Genomic DNA, 13,974 nt, shown 5'->3' on the forward strand with positions numbered 1-13,974 from the left:
TGGCATAGGCAGCCTGCCGCCGGTATGATTATACTATTTGAGTAGATTTTCACATCGTGCAGGAGGCTGGCCATGAATAACAAAGCTAACCGTTCCAGGAATACCCCGAATCACGGGCGTCTGCTCCCTATGCTGCTTGCAGTGATTGCCGTGCTGCTGATCGCTCTTCTTGCCTTCTTCCTTACACAGGGCAAATCGTCCGGCACTGAGGCGCTCGATAATCTCCCCAACTACACCGATGTGAAGGGCAAGATCGTGGTGGACGGGCTGAAATACGAGAAGCAGCCGCATCTGGGCAGCGAATCCGCCAAGGTGAAGGTGATTGAATTCGCCGATTTCAAATGCCCTGCCTGCAAAAATTGGACCGCCTCCTACCTGGATACGTTCATCAAAGACTACGTAGACAGCGGGAAAGTCCAGTTCTACTTCATGAACTTCGCCTTCATTGACCGGGACTCTTACCTGGCCGCCAGTGCGGGGGAAGCTATCTATCAGCAGAATAATGAGAAGTTCTGGGAGTATCTCCACAAGCTCTACGAGAGCCAGGGCGATGAGAGCAAGATCTGGGCAACCCAGAAGTTCATCCTTAAGTTCGTGAAGGACAATATTGCAGGGATCGACCAAGAGCGGTTCGAGCAGGATCTGAAGAACCATACGTATATGTACGATGTCAAAGAGGACTTCAAAATCGCCGGAGCCTATGGCGTCAACGGCACACCGAAATTCATGGTGAACGGCGTCCTGCTGCCGGATTCCTCCTATGAAGGCTTAAGTGCCGCCATTGAAGCGGCTTTGAATGAATCCCCGTAATCTTTCTTGCAGGTGAAGCTCATCATCCTATAACAAAGCGCCCCGCCATAAAAATCTGGCCGGGGCGCTTTTGGTATTCAGGAATTATGATTCCACGGCCAGCTGGCCGGTATCCATATTCTGCAGCACCAGCTTGCCTTCAAGCGGCGCGCCGTCCTCACCGGTCAACTTCAGCTTCCCGGTTCGGCCCTTCTCAATCAAAGCCTTCACCTGGGTATCGGTGAGTGTACGCCCGTGATTCTCCTTCCAGATCACGAAGGCGCAGCCCTCCTTATAATGAGAGCAGCCGTAGCCCTTGCGGCCCATGAAGATCATGCCGCCGCAACCGGGACGCGGGCAGCTGCCGATGACCTTCGGCCCGGCATCCCCGCTCTTCCCGGCAGCGGCAGACGCCGCGCTGCGCGGTTTGGCCGCTGCCGGCCGGGCTGTCGCTTGGCCATCACCCGCTTTGCTGCCAGCCGCCTTGCTGCCAGCCGATTTGCGCGGCGCAGCTGCGGAGCTGCGGCCCTTGCCGCCGCTGTTCAGCGAAGGTGTGTCTCCTTCGAAGGAGGTCTTAGCGGCGCGCGACTGCACGCGGACCTTGTCCACAATCATCGAAGCGAACCGCTTGACGTTCTCCATGAATTGCCCGTCCGCTGCGGTGCCGCGGGCAATTTCATTCAGGCGGCGCTCCCACTGCCCGGTCATTTCCGGGGAGGTCAGCAGCTCCACGCCAGCCCCGCGGATCAGTTCAACCGCCGTCCGCCCCTTTTGGGTGATGGCGATCTTTTTCCCCTGCATCTCCACATAGCCGACATTCTTCAGCCGTTCAATCGTAACGGCCCGGGTCGCCGGAGTGCCCAGCCCCGAATCCTTCATGGCATCGCGCAGCTCTTCCTCCTCAATCTGCTTGCCTGCGCTCTCCATCGCCTTCAGCAAGGTTCCTTCGGTGTAAGCTTTTGGAGGCTGGGTATCCTTCTCCTTCACAACCGCATCGCTGCAGATCACTTCACCCTCCGCTTGAACCGAGAACGGCTCATTCACCTCAAGCTCTTCTTCCTCCTCGTCCTCCTTGCCTTTACCCTTGGCCGGTTTGGACTTGTCCTTCTTCTGGTCTGCGTAAATCACCTTCCAGCCGAGGTTGAGCAGTTCCTTGACCGTAGTCTTGAACTTCTCGTCTTCCACTTCGGTCATCACCGTATGCACCTTATATTCCGCTGCCGGATAGAACTGGGAGAGAAAGCGGCGCACGATCAGATCATAGAGCTTGGCCTCGTCCGCACTCAGACCGTTCGCCTTACGGTTCGTAGGCAGAATCGCATGGTGATCCTCGACCTTGGACGGATTACAGATAAACTTGTTGCCTTTATGAACCAGGTTACGGTTCGCACCCTTCACCCAATCGTCGTACTGCGTGCCCTGAAGGGCCGACAGCGTCTTGTGCATTTCAGGAATATTCTGCTCGGTGACATAGTTGGAGTTAGTACGCGGGTACGAGATTACTTTATGCTTCTCATACAGCGCCTGGGCGATATCTAGTGTTTTTTTGGCGGAGAAAGCATATTTCCCGTTCGCCTCACGCTGCAGCAGCGTCAGATCGTACAGCTTATTCGGATATTCCTTGGTCTCTTTGACCTCATAGAGAACAATCCGGGCGGGCTTGCCTTTGACCTTGGCTGCAAGCGCTTCTGCCTTCGCACCCTCCGTTAACCGGTCGCCCTGCCACATTCCCTTATACGTCAGTTCATTCTGGGTGAAATGCCCTTCCACCTCAAAGAACTTCAGCGAGGAGAACGCTTCAATGGTCTTCTGACGGTCATAGATCAGCGCCAGCACCGGGGTCTGCACCCGGCCTACCGAGAGCAGCACATTATGCTTGGTGGTAAAAGCGCGCGAGCCGTTCATCCCGATCAGCCAGTCCGCCTCGCTGCGCGCCCGGGCCGCTTTGGTCAGATTCTCGTATTCCGATCCGTCCTTCAGCTCCTGGAAGCCCTTGCGGATCGTCTCCGGCGTCAGATCGGAGATCCACAGCCGCTTCACCGGCTGGTTCAGCTCCAGGTAACGCTGGATTAATGAGAAAATATGCTGGCCCTCACGCCCGGCATCGCAGGAGTTCACCAGCAGATCGCTGCGCTTCGCCAGCTCCCCGATCACCTTCAGTTGGTCCATGGTGCGTGCATTGGGCAGCAGCTTGAACTCCTCGGGAATGATCGGCAGATCATTAATGTTCCATTTTTTGTATTTATTGTCGTAGGCTTCGGGCTCTGCCAGGCCAATCAGATGCCCGATCGCCCAGGTGATGATGTACTGCTCCCCTTCCAGATAGGAACGGTAGTTTTTGGCCTTCGGTTCTATTGCGGCGGCGATATTCCGCCCCATGTCCGGTTTCTCCGCAATAATGAGTGTCTTCAACAATAATCGCTCCTTACCCTCGGTTCATTACAAAAGTTGTCCAGTAGTCTATTATACCATTCCTGGCCCCCAAAATCCGCTGCTCATTATTGAGGCCTGCTTACGCGCAGCACGGCCTCGCCAATATCAACTACTTCCTTGTTACCCGTTCTCCGGTCCATGTATTCAATCCTTTGCTCTGCGGCCAGCTTGCCGACCACCAGCGCAACCGGTATGCCGATCAGTCCGGCATCCTTGAATTTGACCCCGGCCCGCTCATCGCGGTCGTCCAGCAGGGTATCGATGCCCAAGGCGGTCAGCCGTGCATACAGGGCTTCAGCCAGCTCACGCTGCGCTGTATCTTTGACCGACATCAGCAGAATATGAACCGCATACGGAGCTAGGCCCTGCGGCCAGATCAGCCCCTGGTCATCGTTGTTCTGCTCAGCCACTGCGGCCAGCAAGCGGGAGATTCCGATGCCGTAGCAGCCCATTACCATAGGCCGGGTGCGGCCGTCTGCATCCAAATAATCTGCCCCCAGCTTTTCACTGTAGACCGTGCCCAGCTTGAAGACATGCCCTACCTCGATGCCCTGCTGGAAATCCAGCTCCCCTTTGCCGCACTGCGGACAGCAGTCGCCGGCAACCACATTACGGAAATCCCCCACCTGCGTCAGCGGAAAGTCCCGGCCGGGCACCACTCCACGCAGATGGTAATCCTCTTCCCCCGCGCCTGTGACTGCTTCTGTCATGGCTGCAACAGCAGCATCCACCAGGATAGGCACAGACAATCCGGCAGGACCGACATAACCGCTTCCGGTTCCGGCAGCCTCCTGCACATGCATGGCATCAGCCAGCGTAATGTCCCCGCAGCCGAGGTACTTTTGCACCTTCAGCTCATTCACCTCATGATCTCCACGGACCAGCACAGCAAATGTCTTGCCTACGCCCGTGTAGATTAATGTCTTGATGATCTCCTGCGGTCTGAGCTGACTCTCCTGCTCCAGCTGCTGAATAGTCTTCTGGGCAGGCGTATGGAATCGCTCTGGAGCAGGGCGTCCGGCAAAATCTTGTCTATCCGGTTCGGCTCCGCTCCGCACTTCCGCCTGCTCCAGATTCGCAGCATATCCGCACAGGGAGCACACAGCTATCGTATCCTCACCTATATCTGACAGGGCCATGAATTCATGATTCTGGCCTTTGCCGCCAATCGCTCCGGCATTCGCCTGCACCGCCCGGTACTTCAGGCCGCAGCGGTCAAAGATCCGCTCATAAGCGCTGTACATCACCTGATAGGCCAGATCCAGGCCCTCCCAATCCGTATCAAACGAATAGGCATCCTTCATCAGGAATTCCCTGCCCCGCAGAAGCCCTGAGCGCGGACGACGTTCATCCCGGAACTTCGTCTGAATCTGATAGACAGTCACCGGCAGCCGCCGGTAAGAGCTGATCTCTGCGCGCATTAGCGCTGTAACCACTTCCTCATGGGTCGGACCCAGCACGAACTCACGGTCGTGACGGTCCCGGAGCTTCATCAGCTCTTTGCCGTACACCTCATAACGTTCCGATTCTCTCCAGAGCTCTGCCGGCTGCATCGAAGGCATGAGAACCTCCTGCGCACCGGCGGACTCCATCTCCTGGCGCACGATCTGCTCCATCCTGCGCAGCACCCGCCGTCCGAGCGGCAAATAGGTGTATACCCCGGCGGCCACCTGCCTGATATATCCGGCACGCAGCAGCAGCTGGTGGCTCCTTGTCTCTGCTTCCGCAGGAGCTTCGCGCAGAGTGGTAACTAATAGATTGGTTTGACGCATACAGATCAGCCTCTTTCGTCGAAAAGTGTGTACAGCTCCAGAACATTTCGCCGCCATAATGAGAACGCAAAAAAGACGCATCCGTCAGGGACGAATGCGCCGTGTTACCACCCTGTTTCAACCACAAAACTATCTAAGTTTGTGGTCCTCAAAACCGGATAACGGCCGGTTCCGGCAGCCTTATGCCCATCTTCAGCATAAGCTGCAGCTTCCAAGGCAGGATTGGTGTCTTACGCACTAGGGGGATCTTTCAGCCGGTGAATCCCCTCTCTGTTCCGGCGCTTACGGATACCAGGTCCTTGGTCAACGCTGTTACGTTATAAATGTTGGTTCTTAATCTATACGATATTCGAGGCCGCGTCAAGCGGGCGATGAATAGATTGTGAATGCAATTAAATATTTTACAACAAATCCTTAAGATATGAAAAGAATGTGTCGATAAACCGAATATGAGTTGAGGTATTTAGAGAGAAACGGCTAGCTACCAGCCGATTTCCATGTACCAGAGGGGGAACCGTTCCAATGTTCAAGTCAGTCAACCGCTTCACCGGCAAGCTCAGATCGCGATCACTGCAAAGACAAATGATGATGCTTTTCACCATTATGCTGGTGATCCCGATCCTCTTGGTCAGTTATTTCTCCTATTCCAGTGCGAAACGGGAATTGGAGCTTAAAATGCAGAAAGCCACGCATTCCAGTGTCGATCTGGTCGCCGGGACCATCCAAGAATATGTATCCGCTGCTATGCGGAATGTAGATTTGCTCAGCCGCCAGATTGAGTCTTCCGGGCTCGATGTGAAGGCTCCCGCAACACGCACACTCATCGATCAGTTCATGAAGGCACATCCTGAGCTTGAGATTCTTACGGCGGGCAACGAACAAGGTGCCTGGATGAAGGCTCCGGACCCCGGCAAACAGGATTATGATCCGCGTACACGGGACTGGTATAAGGCGTCCATGCAGAATGCCGGTACCACTACAATCATTGATCCTTTTGTCTCCGCAACAACCGGCAATTATACGCTGTTCATCTCCCATTCGCTGGAGGATGGCAAAGGAGCTGTGACCACAAGCCTCAATCTCAAGGCAATGAGTGAAAGAATCCATACTACCCATCCGGGTGAAACCGGCTACTTCTACATTGTGGACCGTAATAATAAATTCGTCTCTTATCCCGGCAAAGCAGCAGGTGAGGATGTAGCAGATTATATAGTGAAAATGCTGGCAAACGACAGCGGGGACCTGCACTATACCAATCCGGACACGGAGATGGACATGCAGGGTTATTATACAACCGATTCGAACACCGGCTTCAAAATTGTCGGCATTCTGCCTACCCAAGAATTCTCGGATGCCTCACAGCCCATTATCTATACCGGACTTATGGTTCTGGCCGTTGCCCTGCTTGTCGCCTTAACCCTGATGTACCTGATTGTCCGCTCCATCACGAAGCCGATCCGCAGCCTGAACCGTTCTGCACAGCGGGTAAGCGAAGGCTATCTGAATGAGCAGATTCAGATGAACCGGGTGGATGAGATCGGTCAGCTGGCACAGAATTACAACCTGATGGTAGGCTCTCTGCGCGGCATCGTATCGGATATTTCGGACACCTCGGGACAACTCGCAGCCTCCAGCCAGCAATTGAATGCAACCACCGAAGAGAACTCCAGAGCCACCGCTTACGTGGCTGAACTGGTTCAGGATTCTTCCGAGGGTGCGCAGACACAGACCTCGGCCATGGCAGAGACCTCGCGCGCGATGGAGGAAATGTCTTCCGGTATTCAAAGGATCGCCGAAGCCGCCGCCTCCATCGTCGATTCTTCCGCAAGCACTGAAGCAGATGTGCGCAGCGGCAGCCGGAAGATGGAACAGGTCAGCCAGCAAATGGATGCCATCAGGACCTCTACCCACCACTCTTCACAGCTGATCGGGCAATTAAACGGCTTGAACGATGAGGTGTCCGCGATGAGCAGTGCAATTTCGGCGATCGCCGTACAGACGAATCTCCTGTCGCTGAACGCCGGCATTGAAGCGGCCCGGGCCGGAGAGCAGGGCCGGGGCTTCGCCGTCGTGGCTGCTGAGGTGCGGAAGCTGGCCGATCAATCGAAGAATACCGCCGGAGATATTCAAGATACCCTCCAGCAGATGACCCGGTTGATCGACCAGACCTATGAAGCGATCCGGCATACCGTTGCAGCTGATGTTGAGCTGGGTATTCAGGTTACCGCCGAAGCCAAGGAATCCTTCAACAGCATTGAACAGTCTACGGCCAAAATCAACAGCCAGCTGCATGACATCTCGGCTATTACCGAGCAGATGTCAGCGGGAGCGCAGGAGGTCGCCGCTTCCGTTCACGAGATCTCCGGCATCTCCCGTTCTACTTCTGACGCCTTCCAGAGTGTAACGGCAGCTACAGAGGAACAGCTCGCTTCCATGGAAGAGATCTCCGCCTCCTCTACGGAGCTGTCCAGGATGGCGGGCGATCTGCAGCTTAAGATTGAACGGTTCAAGCTGGAAGACTAGCCCCCGTAATCATGTGAGCGGTGAAGGCCATTCAATAATATAGCAGCATAATAAAAGCATAATAAAAAGCCGTCTCTCAGCAATGCTGAAGGACGGCTTTTTGGTACATATAGGTTAAGCAAGTACAGTCGAACCCATCAGGTATTTATCCACTTCACGCGCTGCTTCACGTCCCTCGTTGATAGCCCAGACGACCAGACTCTGCCCGCGGCGCATATCTCCGGCTGCGAATACTTTATCCACGTTCGTGTTGAATTTGCCATAACGGGCCTTCACATTGGTACGGCGGTCCGTATCCAGCTTAAGCTGCTCAATGATATCCTGCTCCGGTCCGTCGAAGCCAATCGCGATCAGCGCCAGCTGGGCCGGATAGACAGCCTCGGTGCCCGGAACCGGCTGGTAGATCTTCCGTCCTGTCTCGTCCACCATCCGGCGGATCTGCACCGTGTGCAGCTCCTTGAGGTTGCCTTCTTCATCGCCGACGAACTTCGTCGTCATGATAGAGAATTCACGCGGGTCTTCACCGAAGACCGCTTTGGCTTCCTGCTGGGCATAATCAAGGGTGTAGACATTCGGGAACTGCGGCCAAGGGTTGGCAATCGGATCACGCGTAAGCGGCGCTTTGTCATGTGTGCCGAACTGGGTGATGCTATTGCAGCCATGCCGCAAGGAAGTCGCTACACAGTCAGAGCCTGTGTCGCCTCCGCCCAGCACGATTACGTCCTTGCCTGCGGCGGATACATAGTTGCCATCCTCCAGATTGGAATTCAGATAGCTCTTGATCGTGCCGTTAAGGTAATCCATGGCATACATAACCCCCTTGAGGTCATGGCCCTCCACGTTGAAGCGTCTTGCCTTGGTAGCCCCGCCGCAGAGAACAACGGCATCATATTCATCCACCAGCTGCTGCGCCGGAATGTCTTTGCCAATCTCAGTGTTAACCACGAACTCGATACCTTCTGCAGCCAGCAGATCGACACGGCGCTGTACGACACGTTTGTCTAGCTTCATCGTCGGGATGCCGTACATCAGAAGCCCGCCGATCCGGTCACTGCGCTCAAAGACCGTTACCGTGTGACCCGCCTTGTTCAGCTGGGCTGCTGCGGCCAGTCCTGCCGGACCGGAGCCGACAATGGCGATCCGCTTGCCTGTACGCTTCTCCGGCGGACTCGGGACTACCCAGCCCTCTTCAAAGCCCTTGTCCACAATGGCCAGCTCGATCGTCTTAATCGTAACAGGCTGTCCAATCAGACCGACGGTACAGGAGCCCTCGCAGGGTGCAGGACAGATGCTGCCGGTGAATTCAGGGAAGTTATTGGTCTTGTGCAGGCGCTCCAGTGCTTCCTTCCACAAGCCACGGTAGACCAGGTTATTCCACTCCGGAATCAGGTTATGCACGGGACAGCCTGAAGTACCGCCGCTCATATCCAGGCCGGTGTGGCAATACGGTGTGCCGCAATCCATACAACGGGCACCCTGGGTCCGAAGCTCGTCCTCGGTCAGATGCTCGTGGAATTCTTCCCAATCCTTCACGCGCTGCTCGGGATCGCGGTCCCCTGGGAGCTGGCGCTTATACTCCATAAATCCAGTAGGTGTAGACATATATACGTTTCCCCCATCCGTTCTCTTCGTGTTGATGTATAGTACACCATTTCTAATTTTAATTATATTAGCATTCAATACTTTCGCACTGTAATGGACTAATCTGCTGATTATTTGTACTATTTCACATCTTGTGTCAGAGAAAACGCTTCATTGTCACTCCTTGCGGTCGTACACCATAAAACGATAATCATACGGATTCTGCTCATTCTTGAGTCCCGGTGTATTGGAAACTTCCTTCCACTGGCTCCAGTCTACCTCAGGGAATGTCGTATCGCCTTCAATCTCCGCCTCTATCCGTGTAACACGCAGCTTGTCGGCATACGGCAGCATCAGGCTATAGATCTCGGCTCCGCCGATCACCATCAGCTCATCCTCTTTGCGCCCCTCAGCCAGCGCCTCAGCCAGCGTATGGATGACCTCAGCCCCTTCGGGTGCGAAGCTCTTATCGCGGGTCAGAATCAGGCTGGTACGGCCCTTCAGCGGCTTGCTGCCCAGCGACTCCCAGGTTTTTCGGCCCATCAGCATCCGCTTGCCGAGTGTCTCTGCTTTGAAATAAGCGAAATCCAGCGGCAAATGCCAGGGCATGTCATTATTTTTGCCAATTACGCCATTTGAGGCCATCGCCCATATCATGGTAATGCTCATATAGCAACCGGTGCCTTGATTCCCGGATGATAGACATAGTCGGTAAATTCAAAATCCTCAAAGGTATAATCAAAAATACTGTCCGGTACTCTGCGGATGTTAAGCTTCGGCAGCGCATAAGGCTCCCGTGCAAGCTGTGTGGCCACTTGTTCCATATGATTTGTATATATATGCACATCTCCGCCGGACCAGATGAATTCTCCGACCTCAAGCCCCGTCTGCTGCGCCACCATATGGGTAAGCAGCGCGTAGCTGGCAATGTTGAACGGAAGACCAAGGAACGTATCCACCGAACGCATCGTAAGCATGCAGGAGAGCTTGCCGCCCGCTACATAGAACTGAAACACGAAATGGCAGGGCGGAAGCTTCATCTGCTCAATCTCGCCTACATTCCACGCACTAACGATATGACGCCGTGAATCGGGATTATGCTTAATTGACTCAATCACATTCGCAATCTGATCGATATGTTGCCCGTCCTTGCTCTCCCACGCCCGCCACTGCGAGCCGTATACCGGTCCCAGCTCCCCGTTCTCATCGGCCCATTCATCCCAGATCGAGACGCCGTTCTCCTTCAGATACGTTGTATTGGTATCCCCTTTGAGGAACCATAGAAGCTCATGTACCACCGATTTCAAATGAATGCGCTTGGTGGTCATCAGCGGGAAGCCCTTCGACAGATCGAAGCGGAGCTGACGCCCGAAGACGGACACTGTACCTGTACCTGTCCGGTCGCTCTTAGCTGTACCGTTGTCGAGAATATCCTGCAATAAATCCAAGTAATTACGCAAGCCGTATCACACCCCACTCTCTTTTTTCTTCTATTAGTTTACCATGAGCTGACGGTCGTTGTAACTTCCCTAACGATAAAAATAAGCAAAAAAACATACATTTCTCTGCCCGAATTGGGCTGACTGCCAGCTATTTCCGAACGTTCAGGACAGTGACCTCACTCAAAAGAGGATGTTCCCTGACCATCTGCATGGCTTCGGGAACATCCTCTTGTGTTCTTACCGCATAAGCTTAAGCGGTTATTATTTCATTACGTGGATCGGGTGGCCTTCTACCAGCTCAGCCGCTTCCATAACGATCTCGCCAAGGGTTGGATGCGCATGGATGGTCAGTGCGATATCTTCAAGCGTTGCGCCCATTTCAATCGCCAGACCCAGCTCAGCGATCAGGTTGGAAGCTTCGATACCGACGATTTGTGCGCCGAGCACCTGATTGTTGTCGCTCTTCGCTACAATCTTGATGAAGCCTTCAGGAGCATTCAGGGACACGGCACGGCCGTTGCCTGCGAACGGGAACTTGCCGGCCTTAACCGCATAGCCCTTATCCTTAGCTTCCTTCTCGGTCAGACCTACGCTGGAGCATTCAGGATCTGTGAAGACTACAGCCGGCATTACCTTGTAATCTACAACCGATTTGTGTCCGGCAATGGCTTCCGCAGCAATCTTACCTTCGTAAGAAGCTTTGTGCGCCAGGGCAAGACCCGGAACGATATCGCCGATTGCGAAAATGTTAGGAATATTAGTCCGTCCCTGATGGTCTACCTTCACCAGACCGCGGTCATCCAGCTCAACGCCGATCAGATCCAGGCCCAGCTCGCCGTCAGTATTCGGACGGCGTCCTACGGTTACCAGCAGGTATTCAGCAGTCACTTCTTTGGACTCTCCGCCTACGGAGTACTTCACAGTAACTTCCTTGTCGTTCTGAACCGCAGATTCGGCTTTGGCGTTAGTTACAATTTCAATGCCGGTCTTAGCCATATTCTTAGCAACCAGACGGGTCATGTCTTTGTCGAAGCCAGGCAGAACGGTATCCAGACCTTCAATGATGGTAACCTTGGTGCCGAATTTGGAATACATCTGACCCAGCTCCGCACCAATGTAGCCGCCGCCGATAACGATCATGCTCTTAGGAATTTCAGGCAGATCCAGCGCTTCCGTGGAGGACAGGATGCGTCCGCCGAACGGGAATGGCTTCAGTTCAATTGGACGGGAGCCCGTTGCAATAATGCAGTTATTGAACTTGTAACGCGGGGATTCATGATCATTGAACAGACGGGCTTCGTTTGTGCTGATGAACATAGCTTCTCCGCTAAATACTTCGATCTTGTTGCCCTTCATCAGGCTGGTAACGCCGGAAGTCATTTTCTTGACTACGCCGTTCTTGAAGGCCTGAGTCTTAGACCAGTCCACCTTAACGTTCTCGGCAGTAACACCGAATACTTCACCGTGCTGGGCAGCCTCGAATTGATGAGCGGCCGAGATCAGGGCCTTGGAAGGAATACAGCCGCGGTTCAAGCACACGCCGCCGAGTTCCGATTTATCTACAATGATGACCTTTTGGCCGAGCTGGGCGGCACGAATTGCCGCCACATACCCGCCGGGACCTGCACCAATTACCAATGTGTCGATTTCGATTGAAGCGTCTCCGACTACCATTAATTACACCTCCATAACTAACATATCAGGATTTGCAAGCAGGGTCTTAATGTAATTCATGAAATTCTGTGCTGTTGCGCCGTCAATAATCCGGTGGTCAAAGCTCAGGGACAGTGCCATTACAGGTGCTGCAACAATTTCGCCATTCTTCACAACAGGCTTCTCAGTGATACGTCCGGTTCCGAGAATAGCAACTTCAGGGAAGTTGATGATCGGAGTGAAGAACATACCGCCGGCAGAGCCGATATTGCTGATCGAGATCGTGCTGCCCTTCATTTCATTCGGAGCCAGCTTGCCGTCGCGTCCGCGTACAGCCAGATCTGTAATCGCGCTTGCGATCATCCAGATACTCTTGCGGTCAGCGTCCTTGATGACAGGAACGATCAGGCCGTTGTCTGTATCTGTAGCAATACCGATGTTGTAGTACTTCTTGTAGACAATTTCATTCGTAGCTTCGTCAATCATGGCGTTAAGCGCAGGGAACTGACGGGAAGCGGCCACGAGTGCCTTCACGATGAACGGAAGATAAGTAACCTTAACGCCCTTCTTCTCGGCTACCGGCTTCATGCGGGCACGGAAGGCTACAAGCTCCGTAACATCCACTTCGTCCATGATCGTAACATGCGGTGCAGTGTAAGCCGATTTAACCATGGCATTGGCAATCGCCTTACGGATACCCTTGAATGGTACGCGTTCTTCTTCCAGACTTGCATTGCCGGAAGCTGCTGCTGCCGGTGCTGCTTCTTTGGCTTTGGCTTGCGGTGCTGCCGCCGCTGGTGCAGATGCTGCTGGAGCCGATGCCGCTGGGGCTGTAGAACCGCCCTTCAGGAAGGCTTCCACATCTTCAAGTGTGATCTTACCGTTCTTGCCGGAGCCGTTCACCTGGGAGATGTCCACACTCTTGTCGCGGGCGAATTTGCGCACGCTAGGCGTTGCCAGTACTTCACGGTTAGGAGCCGGAGCTGCTGCCGCTGCCGGAGCAGTACTTTGGGAAGGAGCTGCTGCCTGGGCACCGGATGCTTCAGCATGGCTGCCCTCCTCGTGAGGAACATCACCTTCTGCAGCAATGATCGCCACAACTTCACCTACACGGCAGATCTGGCCGTCTTTGGTGAACACTTCGACTACAGTACCGTTGACTGGAGAAGGAACTTCCACCACTGCTTTATCATTCTGAACTTCCATAATGATATCGTCGTCAGTGATTTTGTCTCCAACCTTGATGTGCATCTTGATGATTTCCCCTTCATGCAGGCCTTCGCCCAGTTCAGGGAACTTGTATTCGAAGTTCGTTGCTCCGCCAGTAGCCGGGCTGCTGGTTGCCGGAGAAGAAGTAGTATCCGCTCCGCCCTTGGCTGCATCAGCTTCCTGGGAAGCCTGCTCTGCCGGATGGCCGCCCTCTTGCTCAGGGATGTCGCCTTCTGCATCAATAATGGCTACAACTTCCCCTACACGGCATACTTGGCCGTCCTTGGTGAAGACTTCAAGCACTGTGCCGTTGACCGGACAAGGAACCTCTACTACCGCCTTGTCGTTCTGAACTTCCATTACGATATCGTCATCGGTTACTTTGTCGCCGGCTTTGATATGCATTTTGATAATTTCGCCTTCATGCAGACCTTCGCCCAGCTCAGGGAACCGGTACTCAAATTTTGCCACCTTGATAACCTCCTATAAATTATGTTGAGTTATTCCATCAGTCCTGTTTGATAGAAGACAGAAACGGCTGCCGCCCTTAAATACAAGGACGGCAAAGTCGT

The 13,974-nt window shown here is 54.0% G+C and carries 9 protein-coding genes; 2 read left to right on the plus strand and 7 right to left on the minus strand.

What is annotated here, in order from left to right:
- Positions 1–72: 72 nt before the first annotated feature.
- The gene (locus tag NST26_RS17415) at positions 73–810 is read left to right on the plus strand and encodes a DsbA family protein (RefSeq protein ID WP_209873688.1); all 738 of its coding nucleotides are present in this window, start codon (positions 73–75) and stop codon (positions 808–810) included.
- Positions 811–894: 84 nt separating this feature from the next.
- On the opposite strand, the gene NST26_RS17420 is transcribed toward NST26_RS17415, so the two are convergent.
- Together NST26_RS17420 and NST26_RS17425 are read right to left on the minus strand one after the other, a co-directional pair.
- Positions 895–3,201 (minus strand): type IA DNA topoisomerase, encoded by a 2,307-nt coding sequence (locus NST26_RS17420; RefSeq protein ID WP_340979543.1) that lies wholly within the window; start codon positions 3,199–3,201, stop codon positions 895–897.
- 86 nt (positions 3,202–3,287) lie between these two features.
- Positions 3,288–4,994 carry a proline--tRNA ligase gene (locus NST26_RS17425; RefSeq protein ID WP_340979544.1) on the minus strand — a complete coding sequence of 569 codons (1,707 nt, stop codon included), beginning with the start codon at positions 4,992–4,994 and terminating at the stop codon, positions 3,288–3,290.
- 522 nt (positions 4,995–5,516) lie between these two features.
- Here NST26_RS17425 and NST26_RS17430 point away from each other — a divergent pair.
- Complete coding sequence (locus NST26_RS17430; RefSeq protein ID WP_340979545.1) at positions 5,517–7,517, plus strand: methyl-accepting chemotaxis protein; 2,001 nt, start codon at positions 5,517–5,519, stop codon at positions 7,515–7,517.
- Between the two features lie 114 nt (positions 7,518–7,631).
- On the opposite strand, the gene NST26_RS17435 is transcribed toward NST26_RS17430, so the two are convergent.
- From NST26_RS17435 to NST26_RS17455, 5 genes are all read right to left on the minus strand, one after another.
- On the minus strand, positions 7,632–9,119 hold the full coding sequence (locus tag NST26_RS17435; protein ID WP_340952389.1) for a glutamate synthase subunit beta: 1,488 nt from the start codon (positions 9,117–9,119) through the stop codon (positions 7,632–7,634).
- A gap of 156 nt (positions 9,120–9,275) precedes the next feature.
- Positions 9,276–9,767, minus strand: a complete 492-nt coding sequence (locus NST26_RS17440) for a dihydrofolate reductase (RefSeq protein WP_340952387.1) — start codon at positions 9,765–9,767, stop codon at positions 9,276–9,278.
- Positions 9,764–10,558, minus strand: a complete 795-nt coding sequence (gene thyA, locus NST26_RS17445; protein ID WP_209873674.1) for a thymidylate synthase — start codon at positions 10,556–10,558, stop codon at positions 9,764–9,766. The genes NST26_RS17440 and thyA overlap by 4 nt, the downstream gene beginning before the upstream one ends.
- Positions 10,559–10,801: 243 nt before the next feature.
- Entirely contained in the window at positions 10,802–12,214 is a 1,413-nt protein-coding gene (gene lpdA, locus NST26_RS17450; protein ID WP_076079331.1) for a dihydrolipoyl dehydrogenase, read from the minus strand.
- Between the two features lie 3 nt (positions 12,215–12,217).
- Positions 12,218–13,873, minus strand: coding sequence for a 2-oxo acid dehydrogenase subunit E2 (locus NST26_RS17455; protein WP_340952382.1), 1,656 nt, complete (start codon positions 13,871–13,873; stop codon positions 12,218–12,220).
- Positions 13,874–13,974: the final 101 nt, after the last annotated feature.

Source organism: Paenibacillus sp. FSL R7-0128 (genome assembly GCF_038002245.1).
GTDB lineage: Bacteria > Bacillota > Bacilli > Paenibacillales > Paenibacillaceae > Paenibacillus_AQ > Paenibacillus_AQ silagei.

What these genes read in the sequence shown, in the direction of transcription:
- NST26_RS17415 (WP_209873688.1), top strand. Translation starts at nt 73, where the DNA reads ATGAATAACAAAGCTAACCGTTCCAGGAATACCCCGAATCACGGGCGT.
- NST26_RS17425 (WP_340979544.1), bottom strand. Translation starts at nt 4,994, where the DNA reads ATGCGTCAAACCAATCTATTAGTTACCACTCTGCGCGAAGCTCCTGCG.
- NST26_RS17430 (WP_340979545.1), top strand. Translation starts at nt 5,517, where the DNA reads ATGTTCAAGTCAGTCAACCGCTTCACCGGCAAGCTCAGATCGCGATCA.
- NST26_RS17435 (WP_340952389.1), bottom strand. Translation starts at nt 9,119, where the DNA reads ATGTCTACACCTACTGGATTTATGGAGTATAAGCGCCAGCTCCCAGGG.
- NST26_RS17440 (WP_340952387.1), bottom strand. Translation starts at nt 9,767, where the DNA reads ATGAGCATTACCATGATATGGGCGATGGCCTCAAATGGCGTAATTGGC.
- lpdA (WP_076079331.1), bottom strand. Translation starts at nt 12,214, where the DNA reads ATGGTAGTCGGAGACGCTTCAATCGAAATCGACACATTGGTAATTGGT.